This is a genomic window from Paenibacillus sp. GQ49 (assembly GCF_059759055.1).
Window position 1 is genome coordinate 191,922 of the sequence record NZ_JCAXEL010000005.1, and the last position, 24,665, is coordinate 216,586.

The window sequence follows — 24,665 nt, forward strand, 5'->3', positions numbered from 1 at the left end:
GAGTGTATAAAACACTTTACGAACATGATCGTTGTCTCCTAATTATACGAAATTTCTCTTCCATGCAATAGAGATAACCTCATCATTACTTCAATCTTGATACAACATCACTTTAGATAAGGAGTCAACTTTAAATGAAAAAACAAGGTTTAAATCCATACCTTCCATCCTGGGAATACGTTCCCGATGGAGAGCCTTACGTGTTTAACGACAGAGTTTATGTATACGGATCACATGACAAGTTCAACGGACATGTCTTTTGTCTGAACGATTACGTGTGCTGGTCGGCACCAGTGGATGATCTTGGGAATTGGCACAATGAGGGTGTCATTTATCAAAAAACAGATGATCCGATGAACCCCGACGGTAATATGTGTCTATATGCACCGGATGTAACATTGGGCGTGGATGGACGGTACTATTTATATTATGTACTCGATAAAGTGCCAGTGGTTTCTGTGGCAGTATGTGATGCACCTGCCGGTAAATATGAATTCTATGGTTATGTACAATATGACGACGGCACTCGTCTGGGCGAAAGAGAAGGGGACGAGCCCCAGTTCGATCCCGGCGTGATGACTGAAGGACAGCTCACTTATCTGTATACCGGCTTCTGTGCGGCCGGAGACCAATCAAGACATGGCGCGATGTGCACGATGCTAGGTCCGGATATGCTGACGATTGTGGAAGAACCCGTATTCGTAGCACCTAGCGAGCCTTACAGTGAGGGCAGCGGTTATGAGGGCCATGAATTTTTTGAGGCCCCTTCCATCCGGAAGAGAGGTGATACCTACTACCTGGTGTATTCCTCCATCGTTATGCATGAATTATGTTATGCCACAAGTCAGTTTCCAAACAAAGGATTTACATATCAGGGTGTCATCGTAAGCAACTGTGATCTCCATATCGACTCCTACAAACCTGCTGACAAACCCATGTATTATGGAGGCAATAACCATGGCAGCATTGTGGAGATCAACGGAGACTGGTATGTCTTCTATCACCGTCATACCAATGGGGACGCATTCAACCGACAGGGCTGTATTGAGAAGATATCTTTTAAAGAGGACGGCAGCATTCCTCAGGTGGAAATGACCTCCTCTGGTCCAAGTGGGAGACCGCTAGAAGGAAAAGGCGAGTACCCCGCATATCTTGCATGTAATCTTTTGACCAAAGATGATCAGAAATACACTGGAGGTTTCGGGGCAGGAGCCTGGCTGGACAGCCGCTTTCCAAAGATCACCCAGGATGGTAGAGACGGTGATGAAGAGACTGGTTATATTGCCAATATGGTTGAATCCGCAACTGCAGGATTTAAGTATTTTGATTGCAAAGGAATTCGCGAAGTCTCAATCAAGGTGCGCGGATATTGTCACGGGGTATTTGAGGTCAAAACCGCATGGGACGGTCATGTCCTGGGTACAATCCCGGTACATTTCACCAATCATTGGAAACCCTATTCAGTCGAGATGACCATTCCGGATGGTATACAGGCTTTGTATTTTACGTACAGAGGTTCTGGAAGTGCAAGCCTTGCATCATTTATTTTAGCGTAATCCTCAAACACATGATCTGAGCAATCCAGACAAAACAAAGCAGCTGCTGGTCATCCAGTAGCTGTTTTGTTGACCGATCAGCCTATGCGGCTCATACAATTGGTTTTTTTATGATTAAACTTTTAGTCATCCACAACGTTGGCTTCTCCTGCCTGCTGCGAATGACTGCGATATTCGCTTGGCGCGATGCCTGTCCACCGCTTGAATTGGCGACTAAAATGCGCATTGGTCTTATACCCCAGCATCATTGCAATATGGTCTATGTTCAGGTCGGTTTGCTTTAACAGCCGCTGCGCTTCGTTCAGAAGGGTTTCGGATAGAAACTTGCGTGGAGCGATGCCGTATACCTGCCGAAAAATACGATTAACCTGTGACGGGCTAATGCTCAGCGACTTGGCAATGTCCTGAATCCAGGTTCGATCGCTCTCCTGAATTTCCCCGTGAAGATGGATATATCTTACCGAATCCTCAATGTGCTCGGCAATCTGATGGGCAATGGTTTCTTTTCTCGACAACGTAACGGAAGCTTGCTGAGATAACTGGCCGACCAGGGAACCAAGCAGTTCAAACACGGCGGCATGTACCTTCATTTGTTTGGAGGAAGATAGCGAGCTAGACAAATGCTCTGTGGCCAAACCATACAAGGTAGACAGGGAAGGGGAGAGCCCCAGAGCCAAATTCGAATTTGCCGGATAATAGATGTCTTTGCAACGGTTAAGTTCTCTGCAAAAGGATGTATCGTGTATGCTGAAATGCACGGAAAAATAAGTGAACCCCTCCGGTCCGGCTCCGGTGCAAGAGTGGGTCATACCAGGGCGGATGAACAGAAGGTCGCCAACCGACTGACGATAAGACTGCCCGTTGACAACCATGTTCATCTGCCCGTCCATCATCCAGTGGACTTCATACATTGAATGTTCATGAGACGGATAAGTCCAGCTGGAATCTACTTTTCTTGCATGCAGCCCCAATAATTGAAAAGACATGCGAACATCGGGCAGACGACCTAAATATACAGCATCCGAAAGCTTGGTCACAGCAAACCAACCCCCTTGTACTATTCTATATTCCAACATCCTGTCATCGGAGTTTCCTCGTAAATCATCTTTAGTTCAACGGATCTAACCTCATCTTAACAGAAAAAAAATGCGTGAAAAGGGTAAATCGTCGGAGTGATTAGAACATCGTCATGAACCATAGCGGGTGCTATGGTAGTATTATCAACCCGATGGGGAAAAATGGAGGCAAGCTTGAATGAGAATTATTCGATTTCTGGACGGACAACAGAAGTGGCTGGCAGCCGTTACGGATGATGAACAAGCGTATCGTTTGCCACAAGCAGATTTTATGACTTTGATCTATCAAGCAAGAAAGCAGGGGATTTCTCCCGTCCAACTTGTTGAAAGCGCTTTTAAAGCGTTAAACAAGTTAACTGACGATTGGACTTCCTTACATCTAATCACTCCATTGGAAGCTCCGGAAGTATGGGCGGCGGGTGTGACTTATCAGCGCAGCCGCGAAGCGCGAAATTATGAAGCAACGGAAGGCAAGCTGGATGCAAAGACCTTTTACGATAAAGTTTATGATGCCGAAAGACCGGAGATCTTTTTTAAATCCACAGCAGCCCGCACTATAGGACCGCTTGAGGCAGTCACGCTTCGCAGCGATTCCAATTGGCAGATCCCGGAGCCGGAGCTGGGGTTGGTGCTTGCCGCGGATGGCAGCATTGTGGGATACATCGTTGGCAATGACATGAGTTGCCGCGATATTGAAGGGGAGAACCCGCTGTATCTGCCGCAAGCAAAAATGTGGCGCAATTCCTGTTCTATAGGTCCGGCCATTCGTCTAGCGGAAACGGTGCAGAATCCATATGCGTTCAGCATCGTCTGCGAAATATATCGTGAAGGAGATTTGGTCGTCAAAAGCGAGGCAAGCACGAGTGAGTTAAACCGAAAACTTGATGAGCTGGTTTCTTTTCTGGCCAGAGATAACGATCTGTTTGATGGTACTGTTTTATTGACAGGTACTAGCATCGTGCCACCCAATGATTTTACACTTGCACCCGGGGACCGCATTGAAATATCCATTAGCGATATCGGGACACTTATTAATCCAGTCATTTCAAACTAATGTACAAGGAGGATGAATGCAATGACCACATTTCAGGTAGAGCAGACATACAGCAATTACATTAACGGAGAATGGGTGAAGGCGACATCCGGTGAAACCGAACCGAGCATCAACCCGGCGAATCGGAAGGAAGTAGTTGGCTACGTACCCACCTCAGGCGTAGAGGATCTGAACCGGGCTGTCGCAGCCGCGAAGGAAGCAGCAAAAGATTGGCGGAGGTTATCGGGCGCGGAACGCGGAAACTATCTATTTCAGGCAGCCAATGTGCTGGAACGCCGGGCCGATGAAGTTGCAGAGGCGATGACCAGGGAAATGGGCAAAACACTCCCAGAAGCCAAAGGAGAGACACTGCGCGGTGTCGCAATCTTAAGGTATTACGCCGGAGAAGGCATGCGAAAAACTGGGGATGTCATTCCATCAACGGACAGCGAAGCGCTGATGTTTACGACCCGCGTACCCCTTGGCGTTGTAGGGGTTATTGCTCCTTGGAATTTCCCGGTAGCCATTCCGATTTGGAAAACGGCTCCGGCCTTGATTTACGGCAATACGGTTGTGTTGAAGCCTGCTCAGGAAACTGCGGTCACTGCAGCTAAAGTAATGGAGTGTTTTGAAGAGGCGGGCATTCCGGCAGGCGTTATTAATCTGGTATGCGGCAGAGGCTCAGTGATCGGGTCTGCACTTGCTGAGCATCCGGATGTGGGCGGAATAACATTCACAGGCTCCAATGAAGTGGGCAAACGGGTCGGCGGCGCAGCACTGGCACGTGGGGCCAAGTATCAACTTGAAATGGGTGGGAAAAACCCGATTATTATCGCGGCTGACGCTGACCTGAATTTGGCTGTGGAAGCCACGATCAGCGGTGGGTTGAAATCGACCGGGCAAAAATGTACGGCCACCAGCAAGGTCATTATTGAACGAAAAGTATACGACGCCTTCAAAGAAAAGCTGCTCTCGCAAATCCAGGAAATTCGACTGGGTGACGGCATGTCTTCTGGAAGCTGGATGGGTCCATGTGCAAGCGAAGGACAGCTCAATACCGTGCTGAGTTATATTCAAAAAGGCCAGGATGAAGGTGCTGTTCTGCTCGCTGGCGGAAAAAGAGGGGACGGTCCGGGACTGGAAGAGGGATTCTATGTGCAGCCGACCGTATTTGAAGGGGTCGAATCCCATATGTCCATCGCCCGGGAAGAAATCTTTGGCCCGGTTCTGGCCTTGATTGCGGTAGATTCCCTGGAGGAAGCCATCGAAGCGGCTAATGATAGCGATTATGGCTTGAGTGCTTCCATCTATACACAGAACGTCGGAGCCATGTTGTCTTTCATCCGGGACATGGATGCAGGACTCGTCAGAATTAATGCAGAAACGGCCGGCGTAGAGCTGCAGGCTCCGTTTGGCGGAATGAAGATGTCAAGTTCACACTCCAGAGAACAGGGGCAAGCGGCTATCGAGTTTTTCACGGCCATCAAAACGGTCTTTGTGAAGTCATAAACTGTGGGAGGCTATCATGTACGAACAGATTACGTCGATTATGGGAGAGACCGCATCCAACTGCTTCGATATCATAGCCCATGCTCCAGGGGCTGCAGGACGTCTGCCTCTAACGGATGATTTGCTGCGGAATGCTCCAAGCGGCGACTTGTTTGGCATGTCCCAGAATGTTGGAATGGGCTGGAAGCCCGGGGATTTGAACGGAAAACAATTTCTGATCTTGAGTACACAAGGTGGCATACGCAATGAAGACGGCAGCCCGGCAGCACTCGGTTACCATACGGGCCACTGGGAAGTCGGCCTGCTGATGAAGGCTGCCGCAGAAGAACTGTCAAGCCGTGGAGGAATCCCGTTTGCTGGATATGTCAGCGATCCATGTGACGGCAGATCACAGGGGACAACCGGCATGTTTGACTCGCTTCCGTACCGGAATGATGCCGCTATGGTATTTCGCAGGCTGATTCGCTCGCTGCCAACGCGTAAAGGTGTTCTTGGTGTCGCCACTTGTGACAAAGGTCTTCCAGCGATGATGCTCGCGCTTGCCGGCATGCCGCAATTACCTGGTGTAATCGTTCCCGGTGGCGTCACACTTCCGCCTACCGATGGAGAGGACGCCGGTAAAATTCAGACCATCGGTGCACGTTACGTCAACGGGGAACTTTCTCTGGAAATGGCGTCTGATTTAGGATGCCGAGCTTGTGCTACACCGGGAGGAGGCTGTCAGTTTTTAGGTACCGCGGCTACGGCCCAGGTTGTAGCAGAGGCTCTGGGTATGACAGTGCCACATGCCGCGCTTGCACCTTCCGGTCAGCCCATCTGGTTTGAAATGGCACGCCAATCGTCACGTGCACTCATCCATATGGAGTCTCAGGGGATGAGAATGGGAGACATTGTCACGGATGCATCCATTCGCAATGCGATGACCGTTCATGCCGCGTTTGGCGGATCGACCAATCTGCTTCTTCACATACCGGCGATTGCCCATGCCGCCGGTTTAACCGTACCTACAGTACAGGACTGGATACAGGTCAACAAAAATGTTCCGAGGCTTGTTAGTGCCCTCCCAAACGGACCGATCTTTTATCCGACCATACGTGTCTTTCAGGCCGGAGGTGTACCGGAGGTCATGCTCCACCTCAGACAGCTTGGTCTGTTGGATGAGTCTGTACCAACGGTTACAGGTACTTCATTGGGTCAGGTACTGGACTGGTGGGAATCGTCGGAACGCCGTCATCTCATGCGGAAGCAGTTAAAAGAGCAGGACGGCATTGATCCGGACAGTGTCATCATGAGTGTAGAACACGCTCAGCGGCTTGGAATCTCTTCGACCGTAACATTTCCAACCGGGAATATCGCTCCAGAAGGTTCTGTCATCAAATCCACCTCTATTGATCCTGCTGTGCTGGATGAGCATGGCGTATACCGTCATCGTGGCAGAGCAAAGGTGTTTACCACCGAACGTGAGGCGATCCATGCGATTAAGACCGGAGGTATTCTGGCAGGCGACGTTGTTGTGCTTCTCGGGCGAGGTCCATCGGGAACTGGAATGGAGGAGACGTACCAGCTTACATCTGCGCTTAAACATTTGCCTTTTGGCAAATACGTGTCACTGATTACGGATGCCCGGTTCTCCGGTGTTTCCACCGGAGCGTGCATTGGTCATGTTGGCCCTGAAGCGCTGGCAGGCGGACCAATTGGCAAGCTGCGGAACGGAGATCTGATTGACATCGTGGTTGATCGTAACACGCTGGAGGGCAGCATTAACTTTGTCGGAGAAGGAGAGCTGGCGTTTTCGCCGGAAGAAGGTGCTCTCATCCTGGCACAAAGGTCCTTCCATCCGGATATGAGGCCTGATGAAGCTTTGCCGGATGATACAAAGCTCTGGGCTGCATTGCAATCGGTCAGCGGTGGGACTTGGAGAGGGAATGTATATGATGTAGAGCGGATCGTAACCGCCCTGGAAGCCGGCAAAAAAGCGCTGGGCTGGTACTGATATCCACCTTTTGTGTATCTGTTGTTGTACAGATCATTACTTTCATACCGGAGGTTTCTTCCATGAATAAGATCAAGAAAATGATCACCAATCCCATCCTTCCCGGTTTCCATCCCGATCCGTCCATATGCCGAGCAGGGGAGGATTATTATATCGCTACTTCCACCTTTGAATGGTTCCCTGGTGTACGGATTCACCACTCCCGGGATCTGGTTCATTGGCGGCCAATCGCTTCTCCACTGACTCGTGTAACCCAGTTGAACATGGAGGGCAACATTAATTCCGGAGGCGTATGGGCACCCTGTCTCAGTTACGACAACGGTGTGTTTTACCTGATCTACACCGATGTCAAAAGCCGGGTAGGCGCTTTTAAAGATACCCACAATTACCTTGTGACAGCAACGGATATCGAGGGCCCATGGTCCGAACCGGTGTATCTGAACAGCAGTGGTTTTGATCCTTCCCTGTTTCATGATGAAGACGGGCGCAAATGGCTGGTCAATATGATATGGGATCATCGTAAGGGCAAAAACCGGTTTGCAGGCATCGTTCTTCAGGAATATTCCGTCCAGGAACATAAGCTGATCGGACCAGCCATGAACATATTTAAGGGAACAGAATTAGGCCTGACCGAAGCACCTCACCTGTATAAACACAACGACTATTATTATCTCATTACGGCTGAAGGAGGAACCGGTTATGAGCATGCGGTTACCGCAGCACGTTCCCGTACGTTACAAGGTCCTTATAAGGTCGATCCTGCCAATCCGATCCTCACTTCATACGGCAGACCGGATTTAGCACTGCAAAAGGCAGGCCACGGTAGTCTAGTCGAAACGCATACCGGCGAATGGTACATGGCTCATCTGGTCGGACGACCCGTTCATCACAAATATTGCATTCTTGGACGTGAGACCGCACTTCAGCCGTGTACGTGGAGCGAGGACGGCTGGCTGAGACTTGCGAGCGGTGACCGATATCCAGAGGTTCAGGTGCCTGCACCGATGATCCCGTCCCATCCGTTTGAGCCGATTGCTGAAATGGATCATTTCGATCAATTTGAGCTTCGGCAGGTTTGGAATACACTTCGCATTCCACCCGATTCGACTTGGGTCAGCTTAACGGAACGTCCCGGTTACTTGCGCTTGCACGGCATGGAGTCGATGAGTTCAACGCACAGGCAAAGCATGATCGCACGGAGGCTTCAAGCCTTGGAGTGTGAAGCCGAGACGTGTCTGGAATTTGCGCCGGACCATCCCCAGCAAATGGCAGGATTGATTTTGTACTACGATACCCAGGACTATCTCTACTTACGTGTAACTTATCATGAGGATAAAGGGCTCTGCCTGGGGATCATTCAGTCCAAATACGGGGTATACGAAGAACTGCTGGAGGATATTCCGCTAGAGTTGGTGAGCACGCTCCGTTTAAAGGCTGTGGTGGATCAAGATCGCGCCCGCTTTTATTATGCGTTAAATAGTGATTCATCCTGGAATACAGCAGGCGGGTGGATTGATATCACACATCTGTCCGATGAATCTCCGGAGTATATCCGGTTTACGGGAACCTATATCGGTCTTTGTGTGCAGGATCTTGGTGGAACCCGAAAACATGCCGATTTTGACTATTTTATGTATAAGGAAATATAGCATGCTGTGAGTTTATTGAGATAAGCCAGAGCCCCTTGTGATGGGGGCTCTGGCTTATCCTAATAGGGATGAATAACTACATAATAATATGATATTATGTTTGTCGGTAACAGGTCGAATATAATAGTTGGAGGTATATTATGAATTTATATAAAGTTATTGAACCCCATAATTCAAACTATCCTGATCCCATCGTTTTAGCTAAAGGAGATACGATCCTATATGGGAGAGAAGATACTGAATTCCCCAACTGGATTTTCTGTGAATCCTTGCATTCTAAAAAATGCGGCTGGGTACCGAAGCAAATATTAAGCACTCCCAATGAAGAACAGATCGCGACTGCATTATCAGACTATTCTGCACACGAATTAACCGTAAAACCCGGTATCATCGTTACAAAAGAATTTGAACTAAATGAATGGAGTTTTGTTCATACCGCAGAGGGTGAGAAGGGCTGGTTGCCAAACAAGGTATTGACTCCATCGGATTAAAATAAGGAAATTGTAAACAGAATCAATGAGCCCATCTGGACAAAAAGAATTCCATGGCGTGTTTGACTGTATTAACTTCCTAATAGGCGGAGAGGGGTGCCAAAAACTGCTGAATGAGATCACTAATCTCGTCAGCATGTGTTTCAAGAGCAAAATGTCCCGTATCCAGCAAATGGATTTCCGCCGATGGAATACACGCTTGTATGCCTTTGCGCCAGCAGGGAGGAAGGCAGGATCATTTTTGCCCCATACAGCTAAAAGTGCAGGTTGATACTTACGAAAATATGCCTGAAAGTCCGGATAACGATCCACATTGGTCCGATAATCCAGAATCAGATCCAGTTGAATTTCTTCCGCATCCGGTCGTGACATGTACGCGATATCCAGTGTATACCCGTCAGGTGAAACCAGGCTGGCATCGGCACCGTGCAGATACTTAAAATCACGAGTGGTTTCAGGGCTTAAGGAATCGCGACATGCTTCACGGTTGTCCGGTGTCGGTAAGTGCCAGTACGTCTCCCAGGCTCCCCATGCGTCACTATATCCCTCCATATATGCATTCCCATTCTGACTAATGATAGCTTGAACCTTCTCCGGATGAGCAACGGCCAATCTATACCCCACAGGTACACCGTAATTAAATACATATAGTACATACTTATTGAGAGATAGGGTTTGAGTAAAACCTTCAACAGCGAATTGACTGCGAGGCGGCGTTTTTGTTTGACCGAATCCAGCAAGATCCGGGGCAATGACACGGTAATGTACTGCCAGTTTGGGAATCGGGTCGCGAAACATATGACTCGAATAGGGAAACTCATGTAATAACAATATAATTAGACCATCCTTGGGACCGATAAAAAACATCGACCTCTCCAACTTTTTGCCGCTGATAACTAATTCAGCTGTTATCTAAAGCAGACATATCGTTCATCATGATTCTCAAATCAACTTACTTGAGATCAAGATTCAAACGTGTTGCCGACATAATGAAAAGAGTGAATATGCGTTTTGGTGAGTTCAATCACGTTTTTGATAAATGCCTCGCGTGATTCACGATATCCGCTTAATATCCAATTGTTCAATAGTCCAAAAAAACCGTAGGCGGTATAGTACTTGAAATAATCCATATTAACTGGGGAGTTGTTGATCGTCTCAAAGACAAATTGCTCCTGATAGATTTTGAGTATGGTTTGCGGAAAGCCTGTATGTAGACCGGGTAACGTATCATCGTATTGAATCAGTTCGAAGAAATCACGGTGCTCGTAGATATAATCCACGATTTGAAAAGATTCGGCATCCAGCTTGTTTGTTGAGACCTTTTGACCGTGCCAATAAGGTTTACCTACTGCGCCCCTCAATCCTTCGAGTGTCATACTCAACAACTCTTCGGCGAGAATATATTTATCCTGGTAGTGTAAATAAAACGTGCTGCGATTATAACCGGCCTGATCAACGATGTCTTTGACAGAAACACCATGGAATCCTTTTTTCTTAATGAGCTGAATCAGAGCGGTTTTTAGGTGCTCCTTGGTTCGATTACGATGTTGAGATGTCACAGTAAGTTCATTATTCATTCAAAAAAACTCCTATAAATATAGACATAGTTTTATAAAGTGTCTACGAGGTAGACACTTGGTCACATCTTAATGATTGGATTGTTACAATTTTAAGCATAGAATTAGTTTTGTAAACATCATATAGCACTATTTATATAGGCGCTATTCAAAATATTATACTGGGGGATTTATTCATGGGCAAACTTCAAGATAAAGTTGCAGTCATCACAGGAGGAGCATCCGGGATTGGTGCAGCAACAGCTCGCTTATTCGTTTCCGAAGGAGCTAAAGTGGTCTTGGTGGATCTGAATGAAGAAAAAGGCAAGGCGTTTGAGCAGGAACTGAAAGCGCTTAAAGCAGAGGCTCTCTTTATTAAAGCAAACATAACAAGTGAAGAAGAGGTTTCTGAGATTTTCAAACAAACCGTAGAAGCATTTGGTCAAGTCGATATCGTATTCAACAATGCGGGAATCGGACGTGTTCATCCGACGCATGAGCTTGATTATGCCGAATGGCGCAATACGGTCAATGTTGATCTGGACGGCGTTTTCTTGGTCGCTCGTGAATCGATTCGCGAAATGCTCAAAATTGGTGGAGGTACAATCGTTAACACGGCGTCCATGTACGGATGGGTTGGTTCGCCTGGTTCAGCAGCCTATAATGCAGCTAAAGGCGGCGTTGTGAACCTGACTCGTTCGCTCGCGCTGGAGTATGCTGAGCAGAATATTCGGGTGAACTCCCTTTGCCCTGGCTTCATCGATACACCGATTATTCCGGAAGAGAGCAAACAAGCACTTTCTGCGGCAACACCAATGAAACGTCTGGGTCAAGCAGAAGAGATGGCCAAAGCCGTTCTGTTCCTAGCTAGTGACGATTCTTCATATATGACAGGAAATAGCTTGATCATAGATGGAGGATACACCGCTCAATAAGTGCAGCAATCGTCGAAGCACACAAAGAACATAGTTCCATAGTTCCATAGTTCCATAGTTCCATTAAAAGTCGCTATTCTAGCGGCTTTTTTTATTGTATTGGTATAAGAGCAGTTCCCGAGCCAAGGACAACTAGCAAATAGCGAGTTTAGCTATTCATAATAGATGGCCTCATAAGGAAACTCTAACTTATTCAAGCGATATTCTTTGGGCGACATGGACATATATTGCCGAAAAACTTTGCCGAAATAGCTGGGACTCTCAAAACCGCATTGTTGACCAATTTGGGAAATCGGAAGTTCCGTTGTGCGGAGTAGTCGCACTGCTACCTCAATACGTCTGTCTTTGAGATAGGCTAGCGGTGATGTTTTCTCGGATTTCTGAAATAACCTGCACAAGTAGTGTTTATTGATATCGCAATGGCTGGCAAGAAGATCCAGCGTCAATGGAGATGCATAATTCTCTCGTATGAATTTTTTACATTTCTCAATTGTTGTTATTGAAAGGGCACCGATATCCTTCTCCGCATCCCGACTCGTCTGTACCAATATAAGCAACCACCGATAGACTTGCATGGACAAGCGATACTTGTCCGTAACTTTCTCTTGATGAATCAAATGGATAATTTGCCATAACTCTTGAATCAAGGGAGAATCCGCGTTTCGTCGAATGACATGTCCCTCATTATCATGAATCATATCCCAAATTCGGTTGGCTTCATCCCCGCGAATGTTGATCCATATAAATTCCCATGGTTCGTTGTTCTCTTGTTTATAGTAATAACAATGTTCTCCGGAGATTTTAACAAGTAGGGCATGTCCCTTTGGTAAAGGAATCGTTTGATTTTCAATATCCAGATAACCCTGACCATTAAGCGTGTATTGAAAAACGACGTGCCCCGGGTCCGGTCTATCATCACTTGGACAACGATATTCCTCGCTTGAAACAATCTGCCATCCAATAGAGTCCAGTGTCATGATTGATGTATCGTCATTACGAAAAGCATAAGAAACCGTATGAACCATCGTTTCATCTCCTTCCTAAAAAAGTCAATTATTTTATATAATACGTCACATTTTTTAGATTGTCTGTCTTTTTTTAGACCTGTAAGATAAATGTAAGCGGTAACATGAAGGGGAGGTGGCTGTAAATTGTGTTCATTTGACAACAAACAGGGCAGGATCGAACTGATGATTCTAAAAATGAATTCTTAGATAAGGAGCCATTCCTGTAATGAAGTAATTTGAGCTTTGAATGAAAAATGCGCCTTTAGTATACTGGGAATCGTTGTTCCGACCAAAGAACAATACCCAAATACGAAAAGAGGCGCACAAATGAAGTATAAGATGAAACAGAAACAGAATCAACGTATTACGCGAATTACAGAAGATACGCTAGTCATTGGAGCAGACATTGCCAAAAAGATTCACGTAGCTAGAGCGGTAGATTTCCGTGGCATTGAATTAGGAAAAGACTGCGTGTTCTACAACGATCAGGAAGGGTTAACTAGGCTAGTAACATGGATGAAAGAACTTCAGGAGGTTCATCTAAAAACGGACATTGTTTTCGGAATCGAGCCTACCGGGCACTACTGGTTTCCGCTAGCCGCTTTTCTGGAAGCTCGAGATATCAAGATCGTCATTGTGAACCCGCATCACGTAAACAAGAGCAAGGAACTTGAGGATAACTCGCCGACGAAGAGTGACTATAAGGATGCCAAAGTCATTGCAGATCTCATTCGAAACGGGAAGTACTCGGAGCCCAAATTGCCGGCAATGGAATATGCGGAACTACGCATCCTCATGAATTTCCGTGAGAAGGTTATGGTGAGTTTAAACCAAGTCAAGGCCCGTGTGCATAATTGGTTCGACCGCTATTTTCCAGAGTATTTGAGCGTGTTTAAAGATTGGGAAGGCAAAACTTCCTTGATGACAATGCGCCAGTTTCCGACACCGGAAGAGATCGTCTCTACAGGCGCCAGAGGCGTTCTCGCACACTGGAAAACGGAAGTGAAGCGTGGAGTTGGTATCAAGAGAGCGGAAAAGCTCTTTGCGACAGCCGGGATATCCATCGGGCTTACCGAAGGGTTACGAGCTGCGAGACTGGAGCTTCTGAGCTTGCTCGACCAGTATGAGCTTTTCTCTAAACAGGTGGAAACGACCATGAAACAGGTCATGGATATCTTGAGTGAGATACCGGGAACGACGCAGATGTTGAATATCCCAGGCGTTGGCGCGGTTACCGTTGCAGGATTTCTGGCTGAGGTTGGCGATCTGAGTCATTACGACCACGGGCAACAAATCATCCGGTTGGCGGGCTTGAATCTAAAAGAAAATAGTTCTGGTAAGCGTAAGGGTAAAACTGGCATTACCAAGCGTGGACGATCTCGACTAAGAGCCCTATTGTTCCGTTGCGTCATGCCAATGGTAGCTAAGAATGAGGAGTTCAAGGCCCTTCACAAGTATTTCACAACACGAAGTCAAAATCCGCTGAAGAAAAAACAGTCGCTCATCGCGCTCTGCGGCAAACTGATACGAGTCCTGCACACGCTGGGGACGAAGGAAATAGAGTACAACGCAAACGAAGTTCTTGGTCCTGTACGACAAGCGCAGTTACAACAGATTGCAGCTTAGTTCAAAGAATCAATAGCCTGAAATCTCCACTCGTTCACAGATGTATAACGAGACAATTGAAGCACCGGAGAAGCCGAAGAATACCATTCCATAAGGGCAACGACCCCGTTTAGGAGCAAGAATCGGCCTCCACCCCTTGGCAGGTAGAACGAAGGAATGTAAGGGCAATGACCCCGCGTGACATGGGAGGGTGAACCCCGAGGGAGATGTGGAGATCCACTGTGCGATCAAAGTATGACCACAGTTTGGATAAAAAAATGGAGTCCAAGCTCTGTTCCCGTCACCGGTCATTACAGAAAAATCTGGTTCTGAACCAATATTCCTCCATCAAGCCAAGATGTCGAAGTTGTAAATCTACGAATGGACGAGAAAACAGGCGAAAACATTACTTTATAGTGGGAGGAGTTAATCGAATGATCCGAAGAACTGTTTCCATCCAGAAATCGATGTTTGTATCTTTTTTAGCACTCCTTATGGTTATTTCACTGGCTGTTCCTCCGGCACCGATGCGTGCAGAGTCATCATCAAACAGCCTGCCGGGTCGCCAAGCAGAATATCTTAACCGGGGTCTGGTTGCGGTTCTTGTAGACAACGGCGTTTTTTTAAGCTGGAGGTATTTAAACAACGATCCAGATGATATCGCTTTCAATATATATAAAAACGGAACTAAAGTGAACGCATCGCCCATAAGCGATGTGACGAACTATGTGGACACCACTGGTTTCGACAGCTCGCAGTACCAAATATCCACCATCGTTGCGGGCAAGGAGCAAATGCTGCCGGAGGTTGTATCGGTCTGGCATAACGAGTATCTTCCTATTCCGCTCGATAAACCGGCCGACGGCCGGACCAAGGACGGTGGAACCTACTCCTATTATGCAGGAGACGCTTCCGTAGCGGACTTGGACGGTGATGGCGAATATGAAATTGTCTTCCTGTGGAGTCCGAGCAATTCCAAAGACAATTCGCAGGCCGGTTATACCGGCAATGTGTATATCGATGCCATCAAACTGAACGGTACGAAACTGTGGAGGATTGACTTGGGCGTGAACATCCGTGCCGGAGCGCATTATACACAGTTAATGGTGTATGACCTGGATGGCAACGGAAAGGCCGAAGTTGTTGTCAAAACGGCAGACGGCACGAAGGACGGCCAAGGCACGATCATTGGTGACGGTACGAAGGATTATCGCAACGAAGGCGGATACATACTGTCTGGGCCGGAATATCTCACGCTGTTTGACGGTGAGACTGGCGCGGCCGTATCCACCGTGAATTATGATCCGCCAAGAGGCAACGTCAACGATTGGGGTGACGGCTATGGCAACCGTGTAGACCGGTTCCTTGGAGCCATCGCTTATCTGGACGGCACGAAGCCAAGTGTGGTGATGAGCCGGGGTTATTATACCCGCACTGTGCTTGTTGCTTATGATTATGTTGGTGGGGAACTCGTCAAGCGCTGGACGTTCGACACAAACGAAGCAGGATCACAATATGAATCACAAGGCAACCATAATCTAAGTGTGCTGGATGTCGACAAGGACGGCAAGGACGAAATCATGTTTGGCGCCCTAGCCATAGACGATGACGGAAGCGTGCTGTACAGCACCGGACTAGGTCACGGCGACGCCATGCACGCCGGCCAGCTTGATCCGAACCGGGAGGGCTATCAGGTCGTAAGCGTGCACGAGCATTCGGATGCGGCATACGGACTGGAGATGCGCGATGCGGCAACAGGTGAAATCCTCTGGGGTGAGGAAACAGGTTTCGACACCGGTCGCGGGATGTCGGCGGACATTGATCCGAACTATCCGGGTTACGAATCATGGGCCACGACCGTTACCAACGGGCAAAGTGTACCTGTAACCAATACCTATTCAGCAGCCGGAGAGGCGATCTACACTGTGGACGAAGGGCCCAAAACTGCCAACTTTGCCATCTGGTGGGATGGAGATCTTCAGCGGGAGCTGTTTGACCATGAGTGGGATAATAGCACAGCCAAAGGAATTCCGCTCATCTATAAGTGGGATTACCAAAACAAAAAGCTGAATGAAATCTTCCGGGCGACCGGTACGTTAACGAACAACCATACCAAAGGCAATCCGGCACTTCAGGCGGACATTCTGGGCGACTGGCGTGAGGAGCTTCTGCTGCGGAGCGAAAATAGTTCGGAGTATCGTCTCTACACAACGACCATTCCTTCAGACTATCGCATCCCTACGCTGATGCAAGACCCTGTGTACAGACTTGGCGTAGCCTGGCAAAATGTATCCTACAACCAGCCGCCTCATACGGGCTTTTATCTTGGAGCGGAAGCTACAGCATTCCCTAAAGCCAATCTGGCATTGACCCGCGAAGCAGAAATGCTGGAGCCGGTTTACCGCTTTGATTTTGGTACGGAAACAGCTTCAGGAAATACGGCTATACAGGACTCGTTATACACACAAGAGACGGGATATGGCTTCAAGGATACAAGCGGGGTTACCGTAGGAGTAAACGAGGTTTCGGTTGTGACAGGTACGACATTTGCTGTTGACCTGCCAAATGCCAACTATAAGGTGACGCTACGATTGGGCAATGATGCCCATGACTCGAACGTCGGGGTCAAATCCGAATTCGTTCAGAAGCTCGCCGTAACCAATGTGACAGCAGGAGCACCACTGGAGTATTCCTATGATATTGCTGTGGTGGATGGACAGCTTGATCTTCTCTTTACGGGTACAGCCATAGACATCCAAGACGTCATCATCGAGAAATATCCGGAGAAAGCGGCCGGTGCGGCAACAACGATCTATATGGCTGGTGATTCAACCATGCAATCGTACAGTGAAATGCAGGCTCCTCAAGAAGGATGGGGCCAGCAGTTCGGACGTTATTTCTCCAATGGGGCAGTGATCGTGAACGATGCGATCGGCGGCCGAAGCAGTAAATCTTTTATGGTAGACGGTCGTCTCGATACAATCCTGCAGCGTATTAAGCCAGGGGACTTCTTCTTCATTTCCTTTGGTCATAATGACGCCAGTGCAGGGATACCGGACCGGTATGCATCACCGGAGGATTATAAGATTTACTTGGCTCGTTATGTAAACGGTGCGAAACAGCGGGGCGCTACACCTGTATTGCTCACTCCGGTTGGGCGCAGAGATTTCAATACGGTGACTCAGGAATTCAACGTCAGTTTCCCTGCCTATGTGCAGGCCGCCAAAGAAGTGGCGGAAGAGCAGGATGTGCCGCTGATTGATCTCAGCAAGTTGAGTATTGCTTACTACGACAAAATTGGCAATACAGCTACGGAAAAAGTGTTCCTATATGCTAATCCGGGTGAATATCCAAAATACCCGAATGGGATCAACGATAATACCCATTTCAGCAGCTATGGTGCACAGAAAATTGCCGGACTCGTTGCTGGTGCAGTCAAAGACATGGAGCTGAGCATTTCATCGCTGGTCATCGACCCGGATATTTCCGAGCCAGAACCAGAGCCGGAAGCCCAGCTCTATGAGGAGGATTTTGAAGGCGACGCTGCCGGTTACCAGTATGCGATGGTCAATGCCACAGGTATTGGAGGAACCATGACGGGAACCGTTGTTGAACAGTCAGGAAATAAGGTGCTGTCCGTCGCGGGGTCAGGTTCAGGCAATCGGGCCAAAGTATTCCGTCTGTTCGATGCCGTAAACGGCGATCAGGTGAACGTGAACTTTGACTGGCAATCCGGTAATGTGAGTGCCTATCCATCAGAAGGTCATCTCACGGTCCAGGATTCCAACGAAAATGCCCTGTTCACGCTGTTTACCAAAACCGGAAGCACCAAAATTCATTATTATATCGGTGCATATAATCCGGACTACGGCACGGGTGATACAGCTATACCCGAAGGGGGAACGGCTACAGAGATTTCCAAAAACCAGTGGGTCAATGTGGATGCAACCATTAATTTTGCCAAGAAAACACTGGATCTGACATTAACGAATGTGGCGGATCCGACAGTTACACAAACGATTGCAGATCTCTCGCTGAGTTCCGGCGTATATGCAGACAACGTCAGAGCCATGCGGTTCCTGGGGACGAGAAAAGGCGGTGGAGGCACGTTGAACTGGACTACCCAGATCGACAACGTGCGGATTGAAGGCACTCAGCTTCCTTCGGAGGGCGGAGATCAGACTGCCTTAATCGCTCTGTACGATGAGATCAAAGCACTTGATCTGTCGAATTATACAGAAGCATCGAAAACCGTGGTGAACCGGGCTTTGTCAGCAGCCGAAGCTGTATTCAATACGGAAGCCACCCAAGCTAAAGTTGACCATGCGTTTAACATGTTAACTGTTGCGAAGGATTCATTGACAAGTGAACCGAGCGAAGAGATAAGCGAATATAAATTTGATTTTGGTTCTGGCGTCGCAGCTGACGGATACATCAAGGTAGATGCCAAAAGAGCGTACATCGAAGGCAACGGGTACGGCTTTGCCGATACTGCGCTGACCAAAGATGAGAACCGGGCAACCGGAGATTTGCTCAAGGAAGATTTCACACGAGTAAACGGTACCTCCTTCCTAGCGGAGATGGAACCGGCCAATTACCGAGTAACGATGACCATCGGGGATGCGGAGGAATCAACCAGCGCAAATGTTGTTGTAGAGCAGATGACAAAGCTGCCGCTTACAAGCATTGCCAAGGACGAATTCAAAGAAATCACGTATGACGTTGCCCTGATCGATGGGGTGTTTAACTTCAACTTTACCGGAAATGCACCGAAGATCAATGCGCTGAAGCTGGAGCGCCTGCCAGATCACAGTGCAAGCGATAAACCGGTTATTTATTTGGCCAGCGATTCCACTGTGGCCAACTACGCGGAGAACTATCGTCCGCAAGCGGGCTGGGGCGAAACGTTGGGTGGATATTTTGATCCAAATGAAGTCAGTATTGATAACCGGGCAGTTGGAGGTTTGAGCAGCAAAACTTTCCTGGTCGGTGGATATCTCAACGATATTTTACTCGACATTCATGAAGGCGATTATCTGTTCATGCAGTGGTCTCATAACGATTCCACGCCTTCACGTCCAGAGCGTTATCTTACGCCAGAGCAATTTAAGGTATATCTAAAAGAATACATTAACGGTGCTCTGCAGAGAGGGGCAATTCCGGTTCTGGTCACGCCAGTGAATCGTCGTGATTTTACCGGAGAAGTGCTGAACAAAAGCTTCCCGGAATACGTACAGGCGATGAAAGAAACGGCGCAGGAAACGGAAACACTCATCATTGATCTGAACCAGGCCAGTTGGGAGCATTTCCAGGAGCTTGGTACAGAAGGAACCAAATCGATATTCATGTGGGTAGGCACTACGGAAGACAATACACATTTGCAAATGAACGGTGCAATCAAAGTGTCTGAACTCGTGGCACGCCTTGTAAAAGATTTGAATATACCGTTATCTGATTTTGTCACGCTTGAAGGGGAATCACCGGAGCAGGAAGCCCCGCATACTACGGCAACTGTGGAAGGGGAATCGCAGAACGACTGGTATACTTCTCCAGTACAAGTAACCTTCACAGCAAGCGATGAAGATTCCGAAATCGAAGCGACCTATTATCAAATCAATGGTGGCGAAACGGTGAGTGGCACTCAGTTGACCCTAACTGAAGAGGGTACTCATACCGTCACCTACTGGAGCGTCGATGTTGACGGTAATAAAGAGAGTGAACAGTCTTTGTCCATATCCATTGATCTCGTACCTCCAACCATTGAAATTCATGGTCAAACCGAGTACACCATTGATCAGCATGTGGAAATTGGCTATACAGCCTCCGATTCGGTATCCGGTGTGGAAAAACCGGAGGGTGTGCTTCTCGACACTCCTGCGTATACACTGGAACCCGGTCTGAACCAGGTTACGGCAACGGTCTTCGATTTGGCTGGCTGGGAACAGACGGTAGAATATCGTTTTGGCGTTATTGCTACATTCGACAGCCTGATCAATCTGACCAACGCCTTCGCGGATGAATCGACCGATCCTAATGCTGGTGTTCTTGCTGATCAGCTCACAAACACGTTGGAGCAGGCCAAACAGGCAGCAAACGATCGTGAAGGATCAAAAGCGCGTCAATTGCTTGCATCCTACGGTAATGACGTTCAAGCAGCTAGAGGAACCGTATTTACGGATGAACAGGCAAGTGTGCTGATTAAGTGGGAGGAATGGCTCCATCAGACAACGCCACTTGCAAACGGTGCCCCTGGCACTCCGGTGTTATCTGATAATAATGGTTACGATACGGGGCTCAAAGACGGAGACTTTACAATCACGATGAATCTGTGGTGGGGGAATAACGGCAATCAGTTCAAGCTGTATGAGAATGGTGAATTGATTAAGGAAATTTCTCTGGTCGATCAATCCCCATCCGCCCAATCTGTTCAAGTTGATATTACTGGAAAGAAAAATGGCACCTATATCTATACTGGAGAATTGATCAATGCACTGGGTTCAACCATGAGTGTTCCACTGACAGTCATCGTCACGGATGCTTCCCCGGGGCAAGCCGTTCTGTCGAACGACAACTGGGACGGTGACGGCAACTATAATGTCAACATGAATCTGTGGTGGGGAACAAACGCAACCAAATACGAACTTTACGAAAATGGTGTATTGATTGACACACAATCGCTGCAATCACATTCGCCTGGTGCACAGTCTGCGGTTACCTCAATCTCTGGAAGGGTACCTGGAATCTACGAGTATGAAGCTGTACTTCGTAATTCTTCAGGGGAAACCAGATCACACAAATTAAATGTGACGGTACGAGAGTAGACTGAAATGTTTGAGCATTCCATTAACAAGAAGTGATTACAACTGAAGTAAGGTACGCATATAAAAGTGCTATTCCTCATCATTTTGAGGAGTAGCACTTTTTATATATGCACAGTATGAAAGCGTTTGACTTATTTGAATATCAATCTATAATGATGAAAGGAAATTGGACTTGGACAGGATACAGACAGCGTGTCCGCTTGAATGTATATTCAGAGCAAGCTTCCATACGCAGGAGGCTTGCTGTTTCATTTTCAGAAGGAGAATAGGTTTCCCATGACACTTAAAAAAAGAATCTTTTTACTGTTCTTTCTCAGTGCGTTTATCCCCTTTATCAGTATATTTGCGATTTCTTATTATACGATCGACTCCATTTTCGCAAATAAGATCGATGATGGCATCCGTAGCAATTTACAGCAGGTGACATCCTCATTGGAGAACTCCATCACCAATCTGAATCATGTTACGCAGCAATTATCTTACAGGGGTACTTTAGGCAAAAGATTAGATGAATTCTTGAGTCCGTCCTCCGATATCTTCGAACTGATTGAGGCCAGGGACGAATTAAAGAACGAGTTAAGTGTTGTCACCTTCACCAATCCTAATATCGGATTGACCCTGTATTACTTTCAAAAAGAAGGTACTACTCAGTTCGGCAACTTTCCAATCAAGGATCGTTTCTCTCCTGAGTCTCTGCCTGTGCTCTTCCAAACCTATGGCATTAAGTACTATGGCCCCCACATGAGTATGAACCGATTTGATGATCAACTCGTTCTGTCTGCTATGCGAAAAGTACAACTTTCCGAGAGGAACGACGTGTTCATTTACGTAGAATCAGGCTTTCGCCTTACACAGGATATCTTGGGTTACAATCAATACAACGGCGCATTATCTCATCTCATCCTGGATGGTGAAGGAAACATTGTGTACAGCGAAATACCGGAAGCCATGAAGGTAGGGGAGAATTTCACCAGCTTAACGGCCGATCCTGCCAAGGACGGAATATCCCGCGGGTATCACTGGTTCAAGGAGGATTCCTCACAGAAATGGAGTGTCGTATCGGTCATTTCGCAGTCTCAATATCAACAGGAGAAAAACCAGTGGTTGCTTCAAATTTTGCTGGTCGCTTTATTTTTCCTCGGCTTTACCGTGTTTCTCGCTTGGCTCCTATGGAAGATGGTCTACAAACCACTCGGTTTGTTTCATTCGGAGATCAATGGAATGTCCAAGAATCCACAAACGAAAGGAAGCCGAGCTCGCACTCAGATTCCTGAATTTGATTTTCTGTTGGGTGAATTTTCGAATATGCAGCATCAGATTGGTGACCTCTTCAAGGAAGTTCAGCAGAAAGAAAAGATACGTGCAGACCTGGAAGTGGAAAAACTGCTCTATCAGATCAACCCGCACTTTCTGATGAATACGCTGGATACGGTGCACTGGCTTGCCGTCATGAACGGACAAGGGGAGATCGACAAGCTGGTGCAGTCTTTGAACAAGCTACTCTATTACAATCTGGGCAAATTAGGGCAAGTATCTACAATGGAAGAAGAGATTGATGCGTTAAGACAGTATCTGATTTTGCAGCAAATTCGCTATGACTTTGAATTTGACGTCCGCATTACGGCAGATGAACAAGTACTTCAAATTCCTGTGCCCCGCTTTATTCTGCAACCGCTGGTTGAAAATTCGTTATATCATGGATTGAGTGACGAAGGTTTTATTCAGATTGAAGTGACATGCACTTCAACGTTGAACATTATGATACAAGATAATGGCGCAGGTATGACGGAGGAAACCATTCATAATCTGCTGAACAATCGTGAAGCTGAACAACAAAAAGTAGGGATGGGCATCGGACTCAATTACGTTCACCGCATGTTGAAAGCACAGTACGGGGACCAAGCACAACTGGTGATCGAGAGTGAATTGGGAACAGGGACAAGCATACTGCTCGTATTGCCTATTAAAGGAGAAGATATCTCGGCATGATTAAGGTATTGATTGTAGATGATGATAAGCTGGTACGCAAAGGCATTAGCTCTGCGATGCCATGGAACGAGTTCGACATGGAGGTTGTAGGAGAAGCAAGCAACGGGTTGAAAGCACTGGATTTTCTAAAATCCCAACCGGTCGATCTGATGCTAACGGATCTTGCGATGCCCGTCATGTCAGGGATTGAACTGATGCGAGCTGCGAGGCAGCTCTATCCCGAACTTCATATCGTTGTGTTAACACTGCATCAGGATTTCGATTATATCCAGGAAGCGCTAAGACTCGGAGCCATCGATTATATAGCCAAAGTGCAGCTGGAGAAAGAGCAGTTCGAACATGTTCTGCAACGGATACATACCCGAATTAGCGGGTTGACAAACACGATAAGAAAGATGCCTTCGCAGGATGAAATCAATGTCCATTATCGAAATGTGTATGCACTTGTTTCACAGGATCGTAAATCAGAGCATAAGTGGCCAACGCAGCTAACTGCGCATGAAGATGAGATAAGGTGGGAGGTTGAGCGTCATAGCTGCATGTGGGCTGCACCCTCGTCCGAAGAGGATCAACTATTTCATCAATTGAAGGAATGCTTGCATCAAGTTCCCCAAAGTACGTTGTTGGTTTTGTCTGATGTACAAGAGCGAACATGGTCTCAAATCAAAAACTGGATTAGGAATTATACAGAGACGACTTTATTCTATGCGTACAATCCCAATAACCAAGTCATTTCCATTTCCATGAATGAGGAAGATACATTTTCAAAAGAACCGCAGGATGAGGACCTTGACCGGATTAAACAAAGTTGGTTCCAAACCCCATGGACCCACCATGACAGTTACTACAATCAACTCATTGACCAGTTTATATCCTTACGATTACATAAAGGTCAGTTGATGGGATTGCTGTACTCAATCGTGATGGAATGGAACCGTATTTTTGCCCAAACTACGCTTGGAAGAATCTCGATGATCCATTCTTTCGAGTCCTGGTACGAGGTTGAAGAATGGATCAAACAGATTGCTGCAAGCATTCGAAAGGCTGATGAACAGACTTCATATTCACAGGAAATCATTGATGCCGTGAAAAAAGCAGTGATGATCGTGCAGCATGATTTGGAGCAGGCCTATACAGCTTCAGGTCTCTCCCAACAACTCAACATCAGCCGAAGTTATTTCAGTCAATGTTTCAAAGATTTGATGGGGAAAACCTTTAATGAGTACTCCCGCTTCATCCGGGTAGAGAAATCCAAAGAGTACTTGCTCAATACGAATAATACGATTTTCTGGATTGCGGAGCGAGTGGGTTATTCGGATGAAAAATATTTCAGCCGGATTTTCCGCGAACTGACAGGTCTTCTGCCAAGCGAATATCGGCAGCTAGGTAGAGGAAATAAATAGCCGACAGTCTCCTGTTTTAGGAGCTGCGGCTTTTGTTTTTGA

The 24,665-nt window shown here is 47.2% G+C and carries 15 protein-coding genes; 11 read left to right on the plus strand and 4 right to left on the minus strand.

The features are described 5' to 3' along the window. Positions 1–134: 134 nt before the first annotated feature. Positions 135–1,556, plus strand: coding sequence for a family 43 glycosylhydrolase (locus AC6CIF_RS12140; RefSeq protein ID WP_498199821.1), 1,422 nt, complete (start codon positions 135–137; stop codon positions 1,554–1,556). Between the two features lie 122 nt (positions 1,557–1,678). Here AC6CIF_RS12140 and AC6CIF_RS12145 read toward each other — a convergent pair whose 3' ends face one another. Further along, positions 1,679–2,593, minus strand: coding sequence for an AraC family transcriptional regulator (locus AC6CIF_RS12145; protein WP_498199822.1), 915 nt, complete (start codon positions 2,591–2,593; stop codon positions 1,679–1,681). Positions 2,594–2,810: 217 nt separating this feature from the next. Between AC6CIF_RS12145 and AC6CIF_RS12150 the strand changes: the two genes are divergently transcribed. The 5 genes from AC6CIF_RS12150 (at position 2,811) to AC6CIF_RS12170 (ending at position 9,307) form a co-directional block, all read left to right on the plus strand. Further along, on the plus strand, positions 2,811–3,686 hold the full coding sequence (locus AC6CIF_RS12150; protein WP_498199823.1) for a fumarylacetoacetate hydrolase family protein: 876 nt from the start codon (positions 2,811–2,813) through the stop codon (positions 3,684–3,686). Between the two features lie 21 nt (positions 3,687–3,707). Further along, positions 3,708–5,174: an alpha-ketoglutaric semialdehyde dehydrogenase GucD gene (gene gucD, locus AC6CIF_RS12155; protein WP_498199824.1), complete on the plus strand. Its 1,467-nt coding sequence runs from the start codon at positions 3,708–3,710 to the stop codon at positions 5,172–5,174. Positions 5,175–5,190: 16 nt separating this feature from the next. Next, positions 5,191–7,167 (plus strand): YjhG/YagF family D-xylonate dehydratase, encoded by a 1,977-nt coding sequence (locus AC6CIF_RS12160; protein ID WP_498199825.1) that lies wholly within the window; start codon positions 5,191–5,193, stop codon positions 7,165–7,167. Positions 7,168–7,229: 62 nt separating this feature from the next. Next, positions 7,230–8,816, plus strand: a complete 1,587-nt coding sequence (locus tag AC6CIF_RS12165) for a glycoside hydrolase family 43 protein (RefSeq protein WP_498199826.1) — start codon at positions 7,230–7,232, stop codon at positions 8,814–8,816. Positions 8,817–8,956: 140 nt separating this feature from the next. Then, on the plus strand, positions 8,957–9,307 hold the full coding sequence (locus AC6CIF_RS12170; protein WP_498199827.1) for an SH3 domain-containing protein: 351 nt from the start codon (positions 8,957–8,959) through the stop codon (positions 9,305–9,307). Here the strand turns inward: AC6CIF_RS12170 and AC6CIF_RS12175 are convergent. After that, positions 9,227–10,174, minus strand: a complete 948-nt coding sequence (locus AC6CIF_RS12175) for an alpha/beta fold hydrolase (protein WP_498199828.1) — start codon at positions 10,172–10,174, stop codon at positions 9,227–9,229. The two genes, AC6CIF_RS12170 and AC6CIF_RS12175, sit on opposite strands and share 81 nt — an antisense overlap. A 95-nt stretch (positions 10,175–10,269) precedes the next feature. Continuing rightward, positions 10,270–10,884: a TetR/AcrR family transcriptional regulator gene (locus tag AC6CIF_RS12180; protein ID WP_307412507.1), complete on the minus strand. Its 615-nt coding sequence runs from the start codon at positions 10,882–10,884 to the stop codon at positions 10,270–10,272. A 176-nt stretch (positions 10,885–11,060) separates the two neighbouring features. On the opposite strand from AC6CIF_RS12180, the gene AC6CIF_RS12185 reads away from it, so the two are divergent. Next, positions 11,061–11,798, plus strand: coding sequence for an SDR family NAD(P)-dependent oxidoreductase (locus tag AC6CIF_RS12185; protein WP_076210575.1), 738 nt, complete (start codon positions 11,061–11,063; stop codon positions 11,796–11,798). A gap of 152 nt (positions 11,799–11,950) precedes the next feature. Here the strand turns inward: AC6CIF_RS12185 and AC6CIF_RS12190 are convergent, their stop codons facing one another. After that, positions 11,951–12,823 carry a helix-turn-helix transcriptional regulator gene (locus tag AC6CIF_RS12190; protein ID WP_498199829.1) on the minus strand — a complete coding sequence of 291 codons (873 nt, stop codon included), beginning with the start codon at positions 12,821–12,823 and terminating at the stop codon, positions 11,951–11,953. 309 nt (positions 12,824–13,132) lie between these two features. Here AC6CIF_RS12190 and AC6CIF_RS12195 point away from each other — a divergent pair, with 309 nt between their 5' ends. The 4 genes from AC6CIF_RS12195 to AC6CIF_RS12210 all read left to right on the plus strand — a co-directional run bounded on the left by AC6CIF_RS12195 (position 13,133) and on the right by AC6CIF_RS12210 (position 24,623). Continuing rightward, entirely contained in the window at positions 13,133–14,431 is a 1,299-nt protein-coding gene (locus tag AC6CIF_RS12195; RefSeq protein ID WP_445253004.1) for an IS110 family RNA-guided transposase, read from the plus strand. A gap of 413 nt (positions 14,432–14,844) precedes the next feature. Then, on the plus strand, positions 14,845–21,231 hold the full coding sequence (locus AC6CIF_RS12200; RefSeq protein ID WP_498199830.1) for a rhamnogalacturonan lyase family protein: 6,387 nt from the start codon (positions 14,845–14,847) through the stop codon (positions 21,229–21,231). A 276-nt stretch (positions 21,232–21,507) separates the two neighbouring features. After that, positions 21,508–23,220 (plus strand): sensor histidine kinase, encoded by a 1,713-nt coding sequence (locus AC6CIF_RS12205; protein ID WP_498199831.1) that lies wholly within the window; start codon positions 21,508–21,510, stop codon positions 23,218–23,220. After that, complete coding sequence (locus tag AC6CIF_RS12210; protein ID WP_498199832.1) at positions 23,217–24,623, plus strand: response regulator transcription factor; 1,407 nt, start codon at positions 23,217–23,219, stop codon at positions 24,621–24,623. The genes AC6CIF_RS12205 and AC6CIF_RS12210 overlap by 4 nt, the downstream gene beginning before the upstream one ends. The last annotated feature ends 42 nt before the right edge of the window (positions 24,624–24,665 follow it).